Below are 19,711 nucleotides of genomic sequence, written 5' to 3'. Positions count from 1 at the left end.
GAACTCGCACCAGTGTCTGCCTGAAATCCGGATCGGTGCTCATGAATCTGAAGCAAGAGAATAGAGAGCCTGCGCAGACCTGATCAATCCAACTCTGGTATCTCGCGCAGTTCAGAATTCAGAACGCGCAGTGTCTGTGTTGCGACCCGCGTGAGTGATTGCTATTTTGGGGGTTGCACTGATAGCCTGACTCACTCCCGCCGGATCGACCATCATGACGACAGAGACCGAATTCATTACCAAAACCTGGGATATTCCACTCCGAGCCAGTATTGATGTTGCCGTGATTGGCGGCGGTTCTGCCGGGGTCGCAGCCGCTTCTGCAGCGGCCCGCAACGGAGCATCGACGATTCTCGTAGAACGCTACGGTTTTCTGGGGGGAACCTCCACGGCCGGTATGGTAGGGCCCTTTATGACGTCCTACACTCCCGATGGAAAACGACAGCTCGTCGCCGGGCTGTTTCAGGAAGTCATCGACCGCATGGTGGCGATGGGGGGTGCCGTAGATCCATCCACAACAGAAGCCGGCTCTGCCTGGGGTTCATTTATCGAACTCGGACATGCCAACGTGACTCCCTTTCATGTGGAAGCACTCAAGATGGCAGCCCTGGAAATGGTCTGCGATTCCGGCGCGCAAATTCGTTTTCATACTTCGTTCGTTGATGTCATCATGGATGGCGATCGCATTTCTGATATTGTGATTCTGGATAAAGCCGGCCTCGGACTGCTGCGACCGAAAATCGTCATTGATACGTCAGGTGATGGCGACATCGCAGCGAAAGCAGGGGCTCCTTTCGAAGTGGGACGCCGTGAAGACGGCAAGATGATGCCAGTCACGTTATTTCTGACGATCGGTAATGTAGACGATGAGCGTGTCATCGCCTGGATGCGTGAGCATGAAAAACTGCATCCGGGAGAACGCCTGTTTGAGTGTATTGTCAAAGAGGCACGCGAAACGGGCGACTGGACTCTGGAACGCGAGTTTCTGAATATCTATCGCGAGCCGACCCCCGGTCAGTGGCGTGTGAATACGACCCGCGTTCAGAATGTCGATGGAACAAATCCGGATGACCTGTCTCGCGCCGAAATCGAAAGTCGGCGGCAGGCCTGGGATCTGATTCGCTTTTTCCGTTCGCATTGTCCCGGTCTGGAAAACACACAACTGCTGGCCACGGGCAGCCAGGTGGGCATCAGGGAAACGCGTCATATTCTTGGCGACTACGTACTCAACGGTCAGGATGTTCTGGAAGGACGCAAGTTCGAAGATGGGATCGCCCAGTGTTCCTATCCGATTGATATCCATGATCCCCAGGGACCCCGCGGACGCCTGGAAGGCATTCACGCCGATCATTACGAAATTCCCTATCGCTGCCTCGTACCACGAGAGGTCAGTAATCTCCTGGTGGCAGGACGCCCCATTTCCGCAGATCACGAAGGGGCCGCTTCAGCGCGCGTGATTCCCCCCTGTTATGCCACAGGTCAGGCTGCAGGAACCGCAGCCAGTCTTTCTCTGAAACAGCGTGTCACCCCCCGCGAAGTTGATATCGAACAGTTGCGAACGACTCTGCAGGAGCAGGGGGCCGTTGTTTAGCCTGTCTCCCGTTTTTACTTTCGTGTCTTCAGTGCCAATTGACAGTCGATTTAAAACTGGCTGTCTGATGAAAAAAAGAAGATCACAGACCGGATGTGTTACTGGTTACGGCTCTTGTTGATTCTGGTATGAGAGTTCGGACTGTGAACTGTCTGGAAGGGCGTGAGATTCACACGATTCAGGCTCAGTAAAAATGGAAATATCGGTCCACACCGCGTTTCTGATGTGGGTTGCATTCCCGTTTCAGTGAGCTAGAGTAGAGGAATGTCATCAGTAATTAGTTACTTGATTGAGCTTCCCGCGCTGATTAGTGTACTGTTCGTTTCGTTCGGTTTCCACTGCATCAGACTGTTTTAAAGAAAGTATCTCTGCCATGAGACATTCCAGAGAGCGAAGTCCGTTCGATGAATGGTTGACCGACATCGACGGATCGCACGTCATGTGGATCGTCCTGTCTGTCATCCTGGGACTGATCATCCTCTGGGGCATTTTCACGTCCTACTATACTGTCCAGCCGGAAGGTCAAGCCGTAGTCAAACGGTTTGGCGCAGTGATCGCGATCAAAGATCCGGGCCTGCACTTCAAACTCCCCTTCGGCATCGACGAGCAGGAATTCGTGCCGACGGCTCGCGTGCTTAAACAGGAATTCGGTTTTCGGACCGCCGTTCAGCAAGACACCTCCGCCGTTTATCGTAAATCCGAGGAACATCGCGATGAATCGTTGATGCTGACCGGTGATTTGAAAGTTGTCGACGTGGAGTGGGTTGTGCAATACCGCGTGGACGACCCGAACAAGTATCTGCACCGGGTTGAACAGGTCGACAAGACGATTCGGGATATTTCCGAAGCGGTGATGCGGAGAATTGTCGGCAATAACCTGGGAAGTGACGTTTTGACAATCAAGCGTGTCGAAATCGCCCTGAACGCCAAGGAAGAAATCCAGCGACTGCTCGATTCCTTCGACATGGGAGTTCGGATCGGGACCGTGGAATTGCAGGATGTGAACCCACCGGATTCGGTCAAACCGGCATTCAACGAAGTCAACCAGGCCGAACAGGAAAAGGAGCAGTTGATCAACGAAGCCGAGAAAAAACAGAATCAGCAAATCCCGGCCGCGCGAGGCAAAGCGAAGCAGGTCGTCGAAACGGCAGAAGGTTATCGGGCTGAACGCGTCAACGGGGCGCTGGGGGAGACATCCCGCTTCAAAGCGATCCTGAAAGAATACAAAGTTGCTCCCGAAGTGACACGGCGACGGATGTACCTGGAAACACTCGATAAGGTGCTCCCCTCGCTCGGCAAAATTTATGTCATTGAACCGGGAGGACAATCTCCTATTCCATTGCTCAATCTGGACAAGAACAATCCTGTCCAGAATCGCTAACGCGATTTATTATTATCGATTTATCATTCCTGTGAGAGGCTTTCCATGTCAATTTCATTTCGGCGCTCCGGCGGATTTCGACAGTACCTCATTCCGTTGATGTTTGTTCTGGTTATCGTCGTTGTCATTGTCGCTCGCGCTTCGGTATTTACCATCGATGAAGCGACCCAGGCGATTGTCGTACAATTCGGCGCCCCCGTCGGCGATCCGGTCACCGAGCCCGGTCTTCATTTCCGAATTCCCTTCATTCAGGAAGTACGCAAGTTCGACAAACGCCTGCTTTCCTGGGATGGTGATCCGAATCAGGTTCCCACCGTTGAAGAACAGTTCATTTCGGTCGATACCACCGCCCGCTGGAAGATTGTCGATCCCCTCAAATTCCTGCAAAGCGTGCAGGACGAAGCGGGAGGCCGGAACCGGCTCAATGATATCCTCGATTCGGTCGTTCGCGACAAAATCGCCTCCAGTCCGCTGGTCAATATCGTCCGCTCCAAAGATTGGGAGGTCACGGAAGAAGATCTGCAACGGACCATGACTGGAGAACGGGAAGAAGAGATCCTGCTTCAGAAAGTGGAAACGGGGCGGGGCGAAATGGTCCGAGATATTCTCAAAACCGCACAGCAGCAGATGCCTCAGTATGGGATCGAACTGGTCGACATCCAGATCAAACGGCTCGACTACGTTGAGTCGGTCCAACAGCAGGTCTTCGAGCGCATGATTGCGGAACGGCAACGGATCGCCGAACAATTCCGGAGTGAAGGGCAGGGCCGCGCCTCGGAGATTGAAGGAGAAACCGAACGCATGCTTGCCGAGATTAAAAGTGAAGCCCAAAAGGAAGCGGAGATCATTCGTGGAGAAGCCGACGCGGAAGTGACCCGCATCTACAGTGAAGCCTTCGGCAGTGACCCCGAGTTCTACAGTTTTCTACGCACACTGGAAAGCTATTCGGCATCCCTCGGCGCAGGCGTCACCGCCATACTCAGCAGCGACTCCGATTACTTCCGCTACCTCAAATCGGAAGCCCCGGCACCGGTTCCGGCAGTGGAGCAGGAGCCCAATGAAACAGAAACTGATAAGCAATAGAATTAGAAGACAAGTCGGCGTTTACGCTTCGATCGCCATTAAATTATCATGCTCCGCGAGATCCCGTCTGATTCGGACAGGCTCCTGGGGGGCCAAAGTTGCTAATGTAAGATCCTGGAGTACAACTGGTGTTGTGGCTTCAGTGCATTGGAGATGCAGTTGTATTCGCTGATGGTCACGCCGTCGTTGACATAATACTCGACAGCATAGTCCAGGTAAGAGCCGGCCAGCTCGGCCAGAGACAGCTCTGCGTCGGGGGCCGTCTGAGGCAGCCTGCGGCCATTGGAAATCCATTCCGCAATGAGGCGGTCGTATTCCTGTCTGCTCTCTGCCATTTTCCATTTACTAAGATAGAAGTCATGCGCATTGAGGGTAACAACTGTCTGATCGGAGGGCCTGTGGTGACGATAAGAGGGGATGGAAACAGACATAGTGGATATCCTTTCTGCCACGGACCGGTAATTACCGTATCCACCGTAGTGTCAGGACCTGGAATTGTTGATCCAGCTGTTGAAGTAAACCTACTATTTACTTCAGTTTATGTCTAATACACCCGGAGGGATTCGAACCCCCAACCCCCGGTTCCGAAGACCGGTGCTCTATCCAGTTGAGCTACGGGTGCCTGTCAGAATAGTGGACTATCCTGAGATGTTTCAGGTTCCTCAAAAAATTCAGATGTTTCCGGATTCTGAGAGCGCCTGGCACAGTGCTGCAAGTGCAACCTGTTGTGAGCATTTATGTTACTAAAATCAGTAACAGATGCAACTGTTGCGGGCTGCGATTCTAGCATTCCCCGCATAAATTACAAGTCGTCCCGCGCGGGGAATTTCCATCGGCTGATTGAGGCTCGTATTCGTATTCCTGCGATTTTTCCGTTCGCAACTAGAAACGTTTCACTTACCCGACTCTATTGCCCTGCCATTTGCCGGCAACTTGACTATTGACGCTGTTTCGGTTGTGATAGTGGAATTACGAAAGAAAGTTAAGCTGGTGTGGTTTCACCAGTCGGAATTGCATTTTGATATGAATGACGGTTTCACCAAAGCCGTTTTCTTCCTGCCCCGTATTTCTGAGTTGAGAGAGGTCCTGCCTGTTATGAAAAGTTCTCACACTGCCGTTAAGTTTTCGATGTTGGCCCTGGCGTTCCTGATTTCTTTGAATTCAGGATTCGTGATCGCCGGTCAGGAAAAAGAGGGAGCGAAAAGTAAAGCCCGCCTGCCTGGCGCACGACCTGTGATCCACGCGATCAATTATGAATCGATTCAACAGGCTTTGGATGCACTTCCCGCAGAAGGGGGAGTGGTAATGCTGCCTCCTGGTCATTTTGAGATTGATCAGCCATTGGTCATTAATAAAGGTGATGTGTTGTTAATGGGTGCTGGCTCTGCAACACACATTCATAATAAAAATGAAGAAGGGAAAGATGCGATCGCCATTCATCCTCCCGAAGACGCCAAACTTCCAGACGGAAAGCCTGATCCGAAGCCCCGTATCTGGCGTGTGCAGTTGCAGAACTTTCGCGTGACGGGAAATGAGAAGAGCGGACGGGGCATCAATGCCAAATGGGTACAGGAAATTTACATCCATGGAGTCACCTGCAGCTATCACGGCAGCGACGGGATTTTTCTGGACTTCTGTTTTGAAGATCCCCGCGTTTCCGATTGTCTGATCACCTACAACAAGGCCACCGGGTTGAACCTGATTGGCTGTCATGACATTGTCGTCTCGGCAAATCATTTTGAAGAAAACCTGGATGCTCTGCGGTGTGCAGACGGGTATAACCTGTGCATGAGTGGCAATAACCTGGATGACCATTTACGCGATGGTGTGATCATTGAAAATACGTATGGTTCCATCGTCTGCGCTAATATGATTGAAGAATGCAAAGGCCGGGCAATTACCCTGGATAAGGAATGTTACGGCATTACACTCTCTGCCAATGTGATTGCGCACAATGGTAGCGGCATTATTCTGGATGATGCCCATGGCTGTGCGGTCAGTGCGAATACGTTTACGCTGCTGGCAGCTGACGCTTTAAAGATTGGTCCGAAATCGGGGCGGATCACAGTGACTGGCAATAACTTTTCCAACAGTTATATAGGGAACGGACAGGTCAAACGCCGCACCAATGATCTCAAAGCAGCCGGCCTGACTCTTGATAAAACCCGTGGAGTCACCGTTTCGGGAAATCTGTTTTCTTCCGTGCGTCCCAAAGCTGTAGAGGTCATCGAGCCTACGTCGCATGTGCTTTTCGGGAACAACCTGTTGATCGATGTCGAATCCGATCATGAAAAGTTGACCGATTCAATCATCAAAAATACGCTGGTCGCGCCCGCAGAACCAGTCTCGAAACCAGCTGAAAAATAATCAGCGATATCATTTAAGAAAGGTGCTGCTGTGATTTTAAGAATCGTCAGTATCTTCGTCTGTCTCTCTGCCTGTTTTTCAGCTTTATACAGTGCTGAAAAGACTGAGAAAGCAACGCCAGATGCTCCCGTTTACCAGGAGCATCTGGATCTCTCCTATTATCTTGATCCTGCCGGAAAAAAGCAGCCTGTTCAATCCTGGGAAGACTGGGAAATCCGTCGCGGGCATATTCTGTCGAACATGCAGACGGTGATGGGGGAGGTTCCCCGTCCTGATCAACCGGTTCCCCTGGATATGAAAGTCCTGGAAGAGGCCACTGTGGATTCAGTGAAACGATTGAAAATATCGTATCATACCGATGATCCCCAGATGCGGGTCAAGGCATATTTGTTTGTGCCGAAAACAGCAACAGCAGAGCATCCTGTTCCCGCGATACTCTGTCTGCATCAGACGAATTCCAGTACGGGCAAACAGGAGCCTGCAGGAATCAAAGGGCTGCCGAATCTGAAATATGCGCTGGAACTGGCAGAGCGGGGCTACGTGACACTCGCGCCGGATTATCCTTCGTTTGGTGAATATCCTTACGATTTCAAAGCACACCCTGAATACCGTAGTGGCACGATGAAAGCCGTCTATGACAATAAACGCTCCCTCGATCTGTTGCAGTCCCTGAAGTATGTGCAAGGGGATCGCATTGGCTGCATCGGGCATTCCCTGGGAGGGCACAACACAATGTTCACGGCTGCCTTTGATCCCCGGATCAAAGCACTGGTCTCCAGTTGTGGGTTTACCCGCTTTCATAAATATTATGGGGGTCAACTCAAAGGCTGGACCAGTGATCGCTATATGCCTGTCATCAACGGCAAGTATCAGAACAACCCGGATCTGGTTCCTTTTGATTTTACGGAAATCGTAGCCAGCTTCGCCCCCCGTGCATTTCTGGCGTGCGCGCCCGTCAGCGACAGTAATTTTGAAGTATCCGGAGTGAAAGATGTCATACGCATTGCGCAACCTGTTTACCGATTATCAGGGCATCCGGAAAATCTGAAAGCCTTGTACCCGGAAGCAAAACATGATTTTCCCCCGGAGACCCGCGAATCGGCTTACCAGTTTTTTGATCATCATCTCAAGAAGTGAACTGGTATTATTTCTGTTTGAACTGATCCTTGGCAGGCCAGCGTTCGATGCGGTTCATCCAGGTATGCATGGGCGCATCAATCAGTGACGACAATCGTTTATCATCGACCCCGTTCCGCTTGTTGAACAGAATGGCCCAGTTGATCCGATCGAGCCTTCTGACGAGGAGCGTCGAAGTTCCTTCCAGGGAACCGGTGTGCCATTGATTGGAGTTTCCTGCGGTGTCGATGGGGCGCACCATCCAGCCACAGGCGTAATAAGTGGCCTTGGGTTCGCCATTCTCATCGAATCCGGCGCGCCCCGGCGGGCGTTCCAACATCTTTGAAATCGTCGTTGCCTTCAGAAGCGGACAGCGGTCTGGAATATTAAACGCTGTCGCGAAACGTACCAGATCTGGTGCTGAGGAAATCCACCCGCCATTAGCGTCCATGGCTTCCAGGTTCCAGGCACCGTAAGGGGAGGGGACCTGCTCGCGTAAATTCGCAGCGAAAACAGAGCTCCCCTGCAGTGGACTGTGGTACTTGACTTCTTTCTCACTGCGACCCTCCAGAAGTGTTTTTCCCAGCTGTGTCTCACTCATGTGCAGTGGTTCGCAGATTGCCTGTTGGATGTAATCCTCATAGGTCTGACCACTGACCTCTTCAATGATCCGCCCCAGTAAACAGTAACCGAAATTGGAGTAGGCAAAGCGTTCGCCCGGCTTAAAATCGAGTGGCTGTTCCAGCATGATGCGAATAATGTCATCGCTGTCCACGGGGGAGGGTTTACCCAGCTGTTCTGCAAAAGTAACCGAACGAAACATCGGGTCAAATGAATCTTTAGAATCCCAGCCGGCTGTGTGATTCAGCAGCTGTTGAATGGTAATGTCTTTCAGGCGTGGATCAACGTTCTTTTGAATGAGCAGACGCTGATACTGTTTCAGTACATCAAATACGCGGCTGTCGAGTTGCAGTTTACCCTGTTCTACCAGCTTCAGAATGGCGACAGCGGTGATCGGCTTGGATAGACTGGCAATTCGAAATTGACTGTCGGGCTGTACCAGTTCTTCGGTCTCTTTATCTGCATATCCAAAACCGCGTGCATAAACGAGTCGACCACGGTAGCTGACTGCGACGGCCATCCCCGGCGGGTTATGCAGCATCATGAAGTCTTTGATCGATTCATCCAGTGAAGCGAATTCTTTTTGATCCAGGCCCGTCATGGGAATCGCATCGGGAGATTTCCAGAGTGGTAATTCAATCCGTTTCTCCGGGGAGATCTTCTCCCAGATTCCTGTAAAAAATGGCTGGTCATTGAGGGAGTACGCATCGAGACTGGTCAATTCATATTGTTCGGCGAGTCTTTCTTTGTTGGCTTGCTGAAACTGATCCGGAGTGAGGTGGAATTGAGACTTCCATGACGGCCCGGCTGCCTTCGACCAGATAGCATGATAAACGGCCGTCCCGTTTTCACCATAGCCAGACAGGTCAACGAGTCGGAATCCTTTCGAGGTGTAATCATCAAAGGTTGCTTGAAACTGGCTGGACGGGATCTGGCAGGTGGCCTCCCAGGCGGTCTCCCCCTGTTTTTTCCAGATGCCCGCGTGGAACGTCTGGTTATCAATAGTGTAGCCATCCAGTTGACTTGGCGCGTAGCCCTCTTCCTGCAGGGATTTCAGAGTGTCTTGAAGTTGAGCACCCGAAAGCGAATGCTTGAGAACCGGGCTGGCTTCCGCTGACTTTTTAAGTATGACGGCGAACCTTGGTTCCCCTCTTTTCTCATAGCCGCTGATGACCTGCGGGTGAAATCCCTCTGCGGCATGCTGTTTCAGTCGGCTCTCCAGCTGCTTTTCATCCAGCCCATGCAAGGCCCTCCAGTCTTTCGATTCAGGCTGTTTGATTCCCATGAGGGCAAATCGCTCTGATCGCTGGCCTGCATAGACACTCAGGTCAGTTGCTGTAAAACCCTGTTTGCTCAATCGCGTAATCTGTCGCTGATAGATGAAGGGGTTCAACTGCAGTTGAATCTCAGGCTCTTCAGCAGAAACTGCGGCGGGCAAATAAGAGAAGCAGATAACAAGTAGCACACGCAAAGCCATGGAGATGTCCTCGGCAGAAAATCGGGGGAGCAATAGACCCATCCGATCATAGATGCTGGCAGACGCTATCTCAAGGATTTTCTGTTTGCCGCTGCTTCTTAAGGCTCATTTTCGATTAAAAGCGTGGGCGATCAGGGTTTTATCGAACTCCTGCGGCGCTTCCCCTTCGGCTGCGAAGAGATAAATCGCGGCAATCAGAATGGCATGGACTGCAGAAGAGACCAGGGAGATCAACAGAATTGACAGTATTCCACAACCAAGGAGGACTCCTCCCCACATTACATTTCCCGCAGCGATCAGCATGCCGCCACCAGCGAGTACGAGAAAAACGGGAATCATGATCAGGAACATGATTGCTCCGATTCCAAAGTTGGCCACCAGAGATTCACCCCATGTTTCGCGTAAAATTCCTACCGAGCGTTTCATGGATTCGATGGGATTCTTTTTTTCCACAACGAGTACAGGGATGACAAAGTAGGTGGTGATCGACCAGGCCATTCCCAGCAGACCGGCGACAATCTGCCCGACTCGTTCGGACCGTGATTCGATCATTTTCAGAATGAAACCGACCGTCGCGCTGACCAGAGCCCAGCCTGCAATTTGAGGCAGTCGATTCAGTGCGGCGTTGAACCCGTCACTCACACCGGGATTGCCTCCCTTCAGACGGATAATCGCACAGGCCATCAAAGCGGAGTTGAAGAAAATGATCACAAAATAATTGACAAAATAGAAGGCGAATAAAATCACGTAAGCCAGGGGGTCCTGCGGGGCCTGCTGCTCATTCATAATGGTGTCGAAGTATTTACTGCCCCAGAGTGGCAATGCAAAGCTGGCTAAAACCAGCAGGCAGGAAATGCCGCTCATGATGGGGAACAGCAGCAGTTCTTTATCCAGCATTAACACCCGAAAGCTCTGCTTCGATAATGCCCAGCCATTAGCAATACGTTCAAACATGTTCTGTCAGCCTTCTGATATGATTCTGAATCTGAGTGGAAAAGAGTCGCCATTGACTTCCCTGTGTTTTCAACAGGAAGTATTCAGGCTGAGGTTATATCAGAAAAATCGGTATGAGCGAAACGGGAATCCTGGCCTTCAATCCACTTTTGGCAGAGTCAGTAGTAGAGCGACGGTGGCCCAGCTGCTGGCTGTGACCGAGATAAACTGATCTTTTCCATAAGGAAAGCCGGTTTCATAATAAGTTTGAAAGGGTTTCGCATGGCTGATTACCTGCCACGAACCATCCTGCTGCTGGGTATCAATCAGATATTGAATGCCTTTACGGATGGCACCGTGGTCAGCATCAACCAGATGGGAACGCAATAAAGCGACCAGAACGGTTCCCGTCGCATAGGCATCACTCTGCATGTCGGGCAATTGAGACCAGCCACCATCGGCATTCTGCAGCTTCAATAATTCGTTCACGGATGTTTGATGAATCGTATTGTCAATACTGAGCAACTGAAAGCAGCGTAACTGAAAAGCACGTTCTTCTGTCGAAGCAGGTTTCAGATCGAGGAGCCACTGCCGGGCCTTCGTGATGCGGGCGGTGATTTCAGGTTGCTGCGATTCACTGCCAAAGGTCTGCAGTGCCCTGATGACGAAATAACTGGTGTTCGTATCTGAAGACATGGAAGGAGGCCGCGTGGAATTCCGGTTCCAGTGCGTGTGGTTCTTGTCGCGTTCCAGCAGATAACCTGTGACAGCCTTCGTCACTTCATCAGGCGTTTGTCCTGCCATTTCGAGTGTCCATAACGCATAGCTGGCCGTATCGGGTCCGCCTCCCTGTCCTTTGCCGGCGCGATAATTTTCCAGCCCTCGTTTCAGGTGATTCCTTGTATGATCGACCTGCAGCTGGAAATTGGATTCATCGATGGTGAATCCCCGCTGGCGGGCTTCATCCAGGACCAGAACCGCCAGCGCCTGGTTGTGGCAGGTAAAGCACTTTCGTTCGCGTGCTGATCCTGCGGACGCTGTTTCAATCAGTGGCAGGGATTTCCGGATCGCATTTTTGATCTGAAGCGTATTTTCAACCGACTCATCTGCCTGTGATACGATGGGAACGTACAGAGCCAGAGAGAGGATTGAAGCGAGTAATCCGATTCGGGCCATTGTTGATTTCCTGGTATCACGTTGAGAATGATTCTGGTCCGGGATCAAACCTGCCGAACCAGTAATCATTTTAACAATACGGGAAATAAAAGGGCAGAATCTTTTCTGTTTTCTGAGTCCACGCAGAAGTTTGAGGCTTACGGAGCGACGGGAGTGCTGTTTTTCGCCGCCCGTTCCGGAGTCTGAATATGCTCAGGCAGAAATCCCATACCAATCAGCTTGCCGGCGGTCCGCTTCAGAATCGGGGCTAACAGTCGGGCAGTCTTTCTGATTCCCCAGGCGACGGAGACCGGTTTTCCTGGCGCGGAGTGTCCGCCAAACAGCCGCTGATGGGCAAAGACCTGCATCCGTTGTGTTTTCAGGGCGGGGCGTTCGCGGCGGTGTTGTACCGCTTGCAGATCGGCCAGAGTGACTCTCCCTTCATACAGTTTGTCTGCCAGCAGATTGGCGGTCGCGACCGCATCCTGCACTGCCAGGTTCACCCCGACTCCACCGACCGGTGACATGGCATGGGCGGCGTCACCAATTAACAACAGACCAGGCTGCGCCCAGTTGGTGATGTGATTCAGTTGCACGGTCAGCAGCCTGACTTTGTCCCAGCTGTCAATTTCTGCCACTCCTTCTCCCAGTTCGGGAAGAATCTCCTGTATTCTGTTGCGGAAGGCTTCCAGGCCTTCCTGTTTTATTTCGTCGAAAAAACCTTTATGGATAATCAGACCCGCCTGGAAATAGTCTCCGCGATCGATGGTAATCAGCATCCGGCCATTTTTGATGCGGGCCAGGGTGTTATCATCGATGTTTCCCTGTTTTCCCACACGAAACCAGAGGACGTCGATGGGGATTCCCTTTTCAATAATCTCCACGCCGGCGTCTATTCGCATCTGCGAGCCACGACCATCCGCGCCGACAACCAGGTCGGAAAAGATTTCATATTCTCCGTCCAGACCATTCACTTTTACCCCGATGACATGCTCTCCATCACGTATCAGTTGTTTCGCTTCGGCCTGCAGATGCAGCTGGAAGTTGGGATATTCACTGGCATGCCTGGCAATCATATTCAGAAAGTCCCACTGGGGAGCAAACGTGATAAACTTACACTCGGTTGGCAGATGGGTGAAATAAGGTCCGGAAATCTGCTGGCCTTCGAAGTTCAGGTTCAGCGATTCAAAGTGTTTGTCAGCGATTTTGAGAAACTCATCCAGTAGTCCCAGTTCGTGCAATAATTGCAGCGTGGAGGGATGAATGGTATCGCCGCGAAAATCACGCAGAAAATCTTTGTGCTTTTCCAGAACGATGACTTCCACACCAGTACGCGCCAACAGGTAACCCAGAAAGAGACCGGCAGGACCTCCGCCGACAATACAGCACCGTGTGCGGATTTGTGATCCAGAGAGAGGGGCGTGGGATTCACTCACTGCGTGTTACCTCCTGTAAGACTGGTGTTGATGAATCGCAATTTCAGGGAGCGCGACGCCGCAGCATAGGATTCTCAGCCTGTTGATTCAAGATGAATCTTCGGTTTCGTTCGCTTGCCGTTTCGCTTTGTGTTTCCGATAGCGATGTGAAAAAATCACGATCACAAACACAATCATGACTCCCCCAAAGACTTCGGCGATACCTTCCATTGTACTTCCTCATCTGATTTGCAGAAAACTCGTTTGCAGAAAACCCGTCTATGATTTCAGCACAGTATCCAGTTTAACCGTGCTGTCTGATCAGTACCACCACAGAACGAGCCTGTACATCATAAGTATCCTGTGTGATGTCTTGCAGGGCATCTGTTTCCAGGATGTCCTGCGGGCTGTTCCGGGCAGTATCAACAATTCGTTTCCATTCCCCCGGAGTGCCTTCATGAATTCCAAAGCAGCAGGTATTGGCGGCGGAATTGATCATCACATACATGTCAGCATCCTGTTCTTCTCTGCCGTGCAGACAGAAGGCCAGCGTTCTCGAGGACGGGCTGAGATCGACATAGCGTGTGACGCCGTACCATTTGATGTCTTCCCGCCAGAAATGGGAACGGCACAGAGAGGAATGCGCTTTGCGAAATGCGATCAACTGTTTTACAAAACGGAACAGATCCTGGTTTGCTTCCAGGCGACTCCAGTCCAGCCAGCTGGTTTCATTATCCTGATTATAGGGATTGTTGTTTCCTTCCTGGGTCTGCAGAAATTCATCCCCCATCCGGAACATGGGAGTGCCATTCGAAACCATCAGGAGGGTGAAAAAGTTTTTGACCTGCTGCTTTCTCAGTTGGATCACCTCTGCGGGAGCGTCCGTCCCCTCCCAGCCACAGTTCCAGCTGTAATCGTGAGTCCCATCTTCATTGTGCTGGCCGTTTTCCCAGTTCCGCTTCTGATTGAATGACACCATGTCATACAGGGAGAAGCCGTCATGCGAAGTGATATAATTGATGCTCTGATAGGGCCTGAGTGCGTGCAGACAGTCATCGGGGAACAGATCGCAACTGCCGTACAGTCGCGTCATCAGATCCGCTATCTGTCCCTCGTCGCCGCGGACAAATTTTTGCAGCGTATCCCGATAGGCGGCATTCCACTGCATCCAGCGATGTCCGGGAAAACGAGAGCCCAGCTGAAAGGCACCCCCGGCGTCCCACGGTTCCGCGATAAATCGTCTGCCGGCCAATCCGGAGTCGGAACCGATCTGTCCAAGGGTTGTCGGGTTTGAGTCTTCAATGCTGCCATCTGCTTTCCTGGTGAGCACGCTGGCCAGATCAAAACGAAAACCGTCCACATGCATTTCTTTGACCCAGTAATGCAGACTGTCGACGATCATTTTACGGACAGCCCGGTTGGCTGTGTGCAGCGTATTTCCTGCTCCCGAGTAATTGGCGAACGGCGCTTCCGGGTCGCCGGTCAACGTGTAGTAGGTTGTATTATCGATGCCTTTAAAGTTGTAGGTTGGTCCGTCCTCGTTGCCTTCACCCGTATGATTGTAGACAACATCAAGAATGACCTCGATCCCCGCCCGATGCAGGGCCTTGACCATCTCACAAAATTCAATGTGTCGTTCACAGGTATCTGTGGACATGCAGTATCCATCGTGTGGCGCGAAGAATCCCAGGGGCATGTATCCCCAGTAATTGCCGTCGCGTGTGTCGAACTGATAAACGGGCAGCAGTTCGACGGCAGTGATTCCCAGTTCCTGCAGGTAGGGAATTTTTTCGATCACTCCTGCAAAGGTTCCCCGTGCCGCCTCTGAGACTCCCGAGTTATCACGCCTGGTGAATCCACGCACGTGCATTTCATAGATAATCAAATCAGAAGTATGGTGAATCGGCTGATCATCGTCCCAGTTGAATGCACACTCGATCGACTGTAATACGGACAGGGGAGCGCGTCCGATATTGCTTCCGGGATGGCAGGCTGCTTCTCTTTCAAATCCGGGAGGGAAGTAGATGTTACGGGAGTAAGGATCAATCAACAGTTTTTCGGCATCAAATGCATGCCAGTGGTACGGGGCTGCAGGGGAAGGACCATCTACCTGGTAGGCATAGTACCTGGCGGGGCGTATTTTCGCAGCCGGGATCCGACAATGCCAGATTTCTGCTGTTTTGTTGCGATGGGGCTCAAAATCAAAAACATAAACCGGATGATACAGGTCGTCTTCCGTGAAAAAGAGCAGGGAGACCTGTTTAGCGTGTTTGGAATAAATCGCAAAATTATAGGCATCTTCAGAAGCAACCCAGGTCTCCCCCAGTTGTACAGGCGATCCTTCGATTTTATCCCAGTGGTCCATGCTGTTACGTCCGATTTGAATTTGACTGGTTTTTACCAATGATCGCGACCACATCAGATAAAATCTGAGGCAATGCCATTCCGCCGGGAGACGCCAGGTATTTGGGAGTCCACACAGGATCAAACTTCTCTTTATAACTTCTCAATCCCTCAAAGCCATAAAAATGATCGCCATACCGAAAAATAAGATTTGCCGTCCGGTTCCAGATCGGGGACAGGTGACGGTTGTCAATACCGGACAGGGGAGCCATACCGAAGTTGAACCACTGATAACCCTCCTGCCTGCCCCAGAGAAGTAATTCTGCAAACAGGTATTCCATGACTCCCGGCGGCGCTTCGGGGAGATGTCGCATCAGGTCGGCTGAGAGTTCCTCTTTACCTGCTCCTTCCAGCACATTGGCAAACGCGATGAGGCGTCCCTGCTGTCTGACGACGGCGATGGGAAACTGCTTGAGATAAGCTTCATCAAAATAACCAAGCGAAAAGCCTTTTTCATTTACCCCTTTGGCATGGAGCCAGGCATCGGAAATCAGCCTGAGTTCATCGAGTATTTCAGGGACACCGTCCCGGGGAACCAGCCCAAACTCACACAGGTCTTTTTCACAATGGTTGATGGCCTGCCTGAGCTTCCGTCGCTTGCCCCCCTGCAGATCAAACGAATCGAGGGGGACGCGTGCTTCTTCTCCCAGTTTGAGGATCGTCAGTCCCTGGTCGAGATACAGCGGTAGATTTTCAGGCTTAACCTGATAAAAGACGGGCCAGCCGTCATAACAGTCGACCAGCTCCCGGAACTGCCAGATCAGCTCTCCCCTTTCTGTCTCTGCCCCGATGGGATCGCCGAGTGAGATCCAGGAACGATTTTGCACGCCATACATAATGCAGGCTGTCTGCTGAGCATTAAACAGCAGGGATTTGTCACCCAGCAATGCGAGTTGCGTTGAAGTCTGAGGTGATGACCGAACCAGCTGTTTCACAACTTCCAGTTCAGAGGGAGTGGGCGGCAGCGCACGAGGTTTGTGGGCTGCGACCAGTCGGGAAAATGCAAACAGGAGAATGACGGCAATGGCGCCGACGCTGCCTCGCAGAAAACGGGAGGCATTCCCTTTGACCGTAAAAGCCCACCAGAGTTCGTCGGAGTATTCGACATGGCGATAGGCAAACATGCCCAGCCAGATTGAACAGACCACGATTGTCAGAATCGTCCCTGCCCAGCCCGGGCTGAAGCGGGCATGGATCAAAGCGCCTTTTCGATAATACTGTTTGCGACTGATCAGTAAGGCAAACAGCAGTATGCCCAGCAGGATTGCTTCCTCAAAATCAAAGCCTTTCATCAGGGAGACCACAATTCCTACACTTAACAGTGAAGTAATCAGCCACCAGGCTGAGTCCAGGCGGCGTTGCAGGCCCCGGGCCAGGACCAGCAGGGCAGCTCCGGTCAGGCTTCCCACGAAATGCGAAACTTCAATGAGAGGCAATGGGAGCGTCTGTTGCAGGGATCCGATGCGGGCGGTGACGATCGGAGTGGCTCCGGAAATCAGCAGAGCGGCACCAGCCAGCAGGGTACACCAGGAGAGGATCAATGGGGCAATCGCATTCGACCAGCGGCTCGTTTCCTGTATGACCCGTGAAGCCAGCCCTCGATTGAGTGACAGTTCATGTAATCCCAGCAGAATGACAGCGGCAAACAGAGGGATCAGGTAATAAATCACTCGAAATACCAAAAGACAGGCGAGGATTTGTCCTGAATCGGGAGACGCGAGTAAAGACAGCATGACCAGTTCAAACACACCCACTCCGCCGGGGACATGTGAGAGGACAACCGTGACTGTCGCCATCAGGAAGATTCCCAGAAATTCACCGTATCCAATGGAAATGTCACCTGCGAGCAACGTATATACAATGAATGCGACCAGAATCAGATCAATGGCGGAGACTGCCAGCTGCAGTAACGTCATCCCGGTGCCGGGGAGTTTGAGTTGAATTCCTTTGATGCTGACTGGTTTCGTGCGAATTAAAGTCAGCGAAGTATAACAGGCGGCGACCGCCAGCAGGATATATCCCACCGGTTGCACATTTTCAAAAGGCAGATGTAACGAGGCAGGGATCGGGAAGGGGTGGGAGACGAAGACGATTCCGGCTAAAGCAAACACGCCAATCCAGTAAGTGGTTCCCAGCATGATCACCAGTTGCAGTATTTCCACTGCTGAGAGTCCCCAGGTGGAATACAGGCGATAGCGGACAGAAGTCCCTCCCAGCACTGCGCCGAAATTGTAACTGGTTACGAAACCGGTAAAAGAAGCCAGGGAGATTTTTCCTAGAGAGAGCGGATGCTGTATGGCGCGGACCGCCAGATAGTCATAACCGATCAGGACCAGGTAATTAATGACCGTCAGTCCGCCCGCTGCCCAGAGTCTCCAGGCGGGAATGTGGGTAATGGCCTTGCGGATATCGTGTATATTGTAATGTTTCAATTCCCGGGACAGCAGCCAGATTGCCCCCATGAAAATGGCAATCACCGCCAGGGGAGCAAGTTGTTTAAGACGATGAAGCATCAATGATTCTTACTGACAGAGGTGCTGGTGGCTCAAAAGAAACTGATTCGGGTTCACTGATCTGTCCTGCTGAATCAAAGTCATTTCCGTGATCAGCAGGGAAGAACTCTGGTATTTAGATGAATTATTTAATCATGTTACGCATTGGTGATGCAGGAATCCGGGAATGTTGCCGTCAGTGTTAAACTGGTCTCGTTACATGAAACGGCTCGTGAATTTTCTGAAAGAGATCATAAATTATGCGTGCAATATTGAACAGACAGGAATAGAATAAAACCACGGACTGTGGCTTTTGGAGCAGTCTGTCGACTCTCTCACACAACGCATGCGAATTTCAAAACCATATCTGAAAGATGTCAGAATGAATCTTCTACCGCGATTGACCCGCTCTGGTCTTACCGTATCTGCTTTCTCGTTATTTTTCTTGTGGGACAGTGCTGCACTGCAGGCACAGTTTCAGAGGACGCCACTCGCTTCAGGCGGGGAGCCGGAGGTTGTAGAAGTTCAGGAAAAACAATCTCCCTCCGGCGCACAGGCAGCAGTTAAAAAAGTGGCAGAGAAGTTTAAACAGGCTTTTGATGCCGGGGATGCAGAACAGGTTGCTGGATTCTGGGCTCCCGAGGGGGAATATGTCGATGGCAGTGGGAAACGTCTGGCGGGTCGCTCTGAAATTCAGAAAATGTATACGGAATACTTCAAAAACAACAAAGGCGCAAAAATTCAGATCTCCGTCGATGCGGTCCGTGAAATCGGTGATCGCCTGGCGATAGAAGAGGGGCGGACCGTTGTGACCGTCCCTGAGACTCCTCCCGCTTTCAGCCGCTATACCGCGACCCATTTGAAACAGGATGGACAGTGGAAGATGGTCAGCGTGAATGAATCGGTGGCTACCCCTTCCGCGGCACAAATTAACCTGAAGGATCTGGAATGGTTGATTGGAACCTGGACGACAGAGGACGAAGGGGTCACATTGAAGACCATTTATCGCTGGTTGCCAGGCAAGAAATTCATCGAACGAACTTTTGTTACCAATTCCGGAAAAAAATCACAGCAGAGGGGTGTGCAGATCATCGGAATTGATCCCTTGACTGGTGACATCATGTCCTGGACCTTCAATGCAGATGGCAGTCATGCCATCGGAATCTGGATGCCGGTGGAAAATGGCTGGGCGATTGAATCTCGCGGCGTGATGGCGAATGGTATGCTCACCAGCGCGAATAATATCGTTACAAAAATCGATCATAACGGCTGTCGCTGGCAGTCGGTCAATCGGTTCGTCAATGGCACTGAATTACCAGATGCACTTGAAGTGGTCTCGAAGCGAGATTGATTTGCAATCTGACTCGCTCTTCCCGGTATAAAATATAAACTGACAAAATTTGAAATTTGGGGATATCAGACATGAAACTATTCATCACACTGATCGCTGTTACAGCAGTCGGCTTATTCAATCCCGAACTGTCTCAAACCTGGGCGCGTGGCGGGTTTGGAGGCGGGGGCGGTGGTTTCCGCGGCGGCGGAGGGGGCGGCTTCGGAGGTGGCGGCGGCGGCTTTGGAGGCGGTGGAGGTGGTGGCAGTTTCCGCGGTGGCGGAGGAGGCTTCGGCGGTGCTGGCGGCGGTGCTGACGGGAAATATGGGTATCCTCCGGGAAACGGC

15 protein-coding genes and 1 tRNA gene are annotated in these 19,711 nt (G+C 51.6%); 7 read left to right on the top strand and 9 right to left on the bottom strand.

Annotation, left to right across the window (positions count from 1 at the left end; translation table 11 throughout):
- Nucleotides 1–214 precede the first annotated feature (214 nt).
- From AACZ40_RS19985 to hflC, 3 genes are all read left to right on the top strand, one after another.
- On the top strand, nucleotides 215–1,591 hold the full coding sequence (locus AACZ40_RS19985; protein ID WP_291166582.1) for an FAD-dependent oxidoreductase: 1,377 nt from the start codon (nucleotides 215–217) through the stop codon (nucleotides 1,589–1,591).
- A gap of 373 nt (nucleotides 1,592–1,964) precedes the next feature.
- Nucleotides 1,965–2,972, top strand: coding sequence for an FtsH protease activity modulator HflK (gene hflK, locus AACZ40_RS19980; RefSeq protein WP_291166584.1), 1,008 nt, complete (start codon nucleotides 1,965–1,967; stop codon nucleotides 2,970–2,972).
- A 45-nt stretch (nucleotides 2,973–3,017) separates the two neighbouring features.
- Complete coding sequence (gene hflC / locus AACZ40_RS19975) at nucleotides 3,018–4,055, top strand: protease modulator HflC (RefSeq protein ID WP_291166586.1); 1,038 nt, start codon at nucleotides 3,018–3,020, stop codon at nucleotides 4,053–4,055.
- A gap of 101 nt (nucleotides 4,056–4,156) precedes the next feature.
- Here the strand turns inward: hflC and AACZ40_RS19970 are convergent, their stop codons facing one another.
- Together AACZ40_RS19970 and AACZ40_RS19965 are read right to left on the bottom strand one after the other, a co-directional pair.
- A complete protein-coding gene (locus AACZ40_RS19970; protein ID WP_291166588.1) occupies nucleotides 4,157–4,486 on the bottom strand; it encodes a hypothetical protein in 330 nt (109 codons plus the stop codon).
- A gap of 117 nt (nucleotides 4,487–4,603) precedes the next feature.
- Nucleotides 4,604–4,677 (bottom strand) — tRNA-Arg (locus AACZ40_RS19965).
- Between the two features lie 401 nt (nucleotides 4,678–5,078).
- On the opposite strand from AACZ40_RS19965, the gene AACZ40_RS19960 reads away from it, so the two are divergent.
- Both AACZ40_RS19960 and AACZ40_RS19955 read left to right on the top strand, forming a co-directional pair.
- A complete protein-coding gene (locus tag AACZ40_RS19960; RefSeq protein ID WP_291166590.1) occupies nucleotides 5,079–6,422 on the top strand; it encodes a right-handed parallel beta-helix repeat-containing protein in 1,344 nt (447 codons plus the stop codon).
- Nucleotides 6,423–6,452: 30 nt separating this feature from the next.
- Nucleotides 6,453–7,559, top strand: a complete 1,107-nt coding sequence (locus AACZ40_RS19955) for an alpha/beta fold hydrolase (RefSeq protein ID WP_291166591.1) — start codon at nucleotides 6,453–6,455, stop codon at nucleotides 7,557–7,559.
- 7 nt (nucleotides 7,560–7,566) lie between these two features.
- Here the strand turns inward: AACZ40_RS19955 and AACZ40_RS19950 are convergent, their stop codons facing one another.
- From AACZ40_RS19950 to mprF, 7 genes are all read right to left on the bottom strand, one after another.
- Nucleotides 7,567–9,636, bottom strand: coding sequence for a serine hydrolase (locus AACZ40_RS19950; protein WP_291166593.1), 2,070 nt, complete (start codon nucleotides 9,634–9,636; stop codon nucleotides 7,567–7,569).
- Nucleotides 9,637–9,741: 105 nt separating this feature from the next.
- Nucleotides 9,742–10,590 carry a DUF6159 family protein gene (locus AACZ40_RS19945; protein ID WP_291166595.1) on the bottom strand — a complete coding sequence of 283 codons (849 nt, stop codon included), beginning with the start codon at nucleotides 10,588–10,590 and terminating at the stop codon, nucleotides 9,742–9,744.
- Nucleotides 10,591–10,728: 138 nt separating this feature from the next.
- On the bottom strand, nucleotides 10,729–11,745 hold the full coding sequence (locus AACZ40_RS19940) for a prenyltransferase/squalene oxidase repeat-containing protein (RefSeq protein WP_291166598.1): 1,017 nt from the start codon (nucleotides 11,743–11,745) through the stop codon (nucleotides 10,729–10,731).
- A 137-nt stretch (nucleotides 11,746–11,882) separates the two neighbouring features.
- A complete protein-coding gene (locus AACZ40_RS19935; protein ID WP_291166600.1) occupies nucleotides 11,883–13,160 on the bottom strand; it encodes an FAD-dependent oxidoreductase in 1,278 nt (425 codons plus the stop codon).
- A gap of 87 nt (nucleotides 13,161–13,247) precedes the next feature.
- Nucleotides 13,248–13,370 (bottom strand): hypothetical protein, encoded by a 123-nt coding sequence (locus AACZ40_RS19930; RefSeq protein ID WP_291166602.1) that lies wholly within the window; start codon nucleotides 13,368–13,370, stop codon nucleotides 13,248–13,250.
- Between the two features lie 73 nt (nucleotides 13,371–13,443).
- A complete protein-coding gene (locus AACZ40_RS19925; protein ID WP_291166604.1) occupies nucleotides 13,444–15,558 on the bottom strand; it encodes an isoamylase in 2,115 nt (704 codons plus the stop codon).
- The gene (mprF, locus tag AACZ40_RS19920; RefSeq protein WP_291166605.1) at nucleotides 15,509–18,055 is read right to left on the bottom strand and encodes a bifunctional lysylphosphatidylglycerol flippase/synthetase MprF; all 2,547 of its coding nucleotides are present in this window, start codon (nucleotides 18,053–18,055) and stop codon (nucleotides 15,509–15,511) included. Before mprF ends, AACZ40_RS19925 begins: the two co-directional genes overlap by 50 nt.
- Nucleotides 18,056–18,416: 361 nt before the next feature.
- On the opposite strand from mprF, the gene AACZ40_RS19915 reads away from it, so the two are divergent.
- Nucleotides 18,417–19,385, top strand: a complete 969-nt coding sequence (locus AACZ40_RS19915; protein WP_291166607.1) for an SgcJ/EcaC family oxidoreductase — start codon at nucleotides 18,417–18,419, stop codon at nucleotides 19,383–19,385.
- 71 nt (nucleotides 19,386–19,456) lie between these two features.
- The coding region (locus tag AACZ40_RS19910) for a hypothetical protein (protein ID WP_339675564.1) at nucleotides 19,457–19,711 on the top strand (255 nt) is incomplete at its 3' end.

The sequence above is a fragment of the uncultured Gimesia sp. genome (assembly GCF_963972345.1).
Lineage (GTDB): Bacteria > Planctomycetota > Planctomycetia > Planctomycetales > Planctomycetaceae > Gimesia.
This window is presented reverse-complemented; position numbering and strand designations above follow the sequence as displayed.

Bases quoted from the DNA above. Each gene is read 5' to 3' on its own strand.
- AACZ40_RS19945 (WP_291166595.1), bottom strand. From the start codon at position 10,590: ATGTTTGAACGTATTGCTAATGGCTGGGCATTATCGAAGCAGAGCTTT.
- hflC (WP_291166586.1), top strand. From the start codon at position 3,018: ATGTCAATTTCATTTCGGCGCTCCGGCGGATTTCGACAGTACCTCATT.
- AACZ40_RS19940 (WP_291166598.1), bottom strand. From the start codon at position 11,745: ATGGCCCGAATCGGATTACTCGCTTCAATCCTCTCTCTGGCTCTGTAC.
- AACZ40_RS19985 (WP_291166582.1), top strand. From the start codon at position 215: ATGACGACAGAGACCGAATTCATTACCAAAACCTGGGATATTCCACTC.
- AACZ40_RS19950 (WP_291166593.1), bottom strand. From the start codon at position 9,636: ATGGCTTTGCGTGTGCTACTTGTTATCTGCTTCTCTTATTTGCCCGCC.
- mprF (WP_291166605.1), bottom strand. From the start codon at position 18,055: ATGCTTCATCGTCTTAAACAACTTGCTCCCCTGGCGGTGATTGCCATT.
- hflK (WP_291166584.1), top strand. From the start codon at position 1,965: ATGAGACATTCCAGAGAGCGAAGTCCGTTCGATGAATGGTTGACCGAC.
- AACZ40_RS19960 (WP_291166590.1), top strand. From the start codon at position 5,079: ATGAATGACGGTTTCACCAAAGCCGTTTTCTTCCTGCCCCGTATTTCT.
- AACZ40_RS19915 (WP_291166607.1), top strand. From the start codon at position 18,417: ATGAATCTTCTACCGCGATTGACCCGCTCTGGTCTTACCGTATCTGCT.
- AACZ40_RS19970 (WP_291166588.1), bottom strand. From the start codon at position 4,486: ATGTCTGTTTCCATCCCCTCTTATCGTCACCACAGGCCCTCCGATCAG.
- AACZ40_RS19930 (WP_291166602.1), bottom strand. From the start codon at position 13,370: ATGGAAGGTATCGCCGAAGTCTTTGGGGGAGTCATGATTGTGTTTGTG.
- AACZ40_RS19925 (WP_291166604.1), bottom strand. From the start codon at position 15,558: ATGTGGTCGCGATCATTGGTAAAAACCAGTCAAATTCAAATCGGACGT.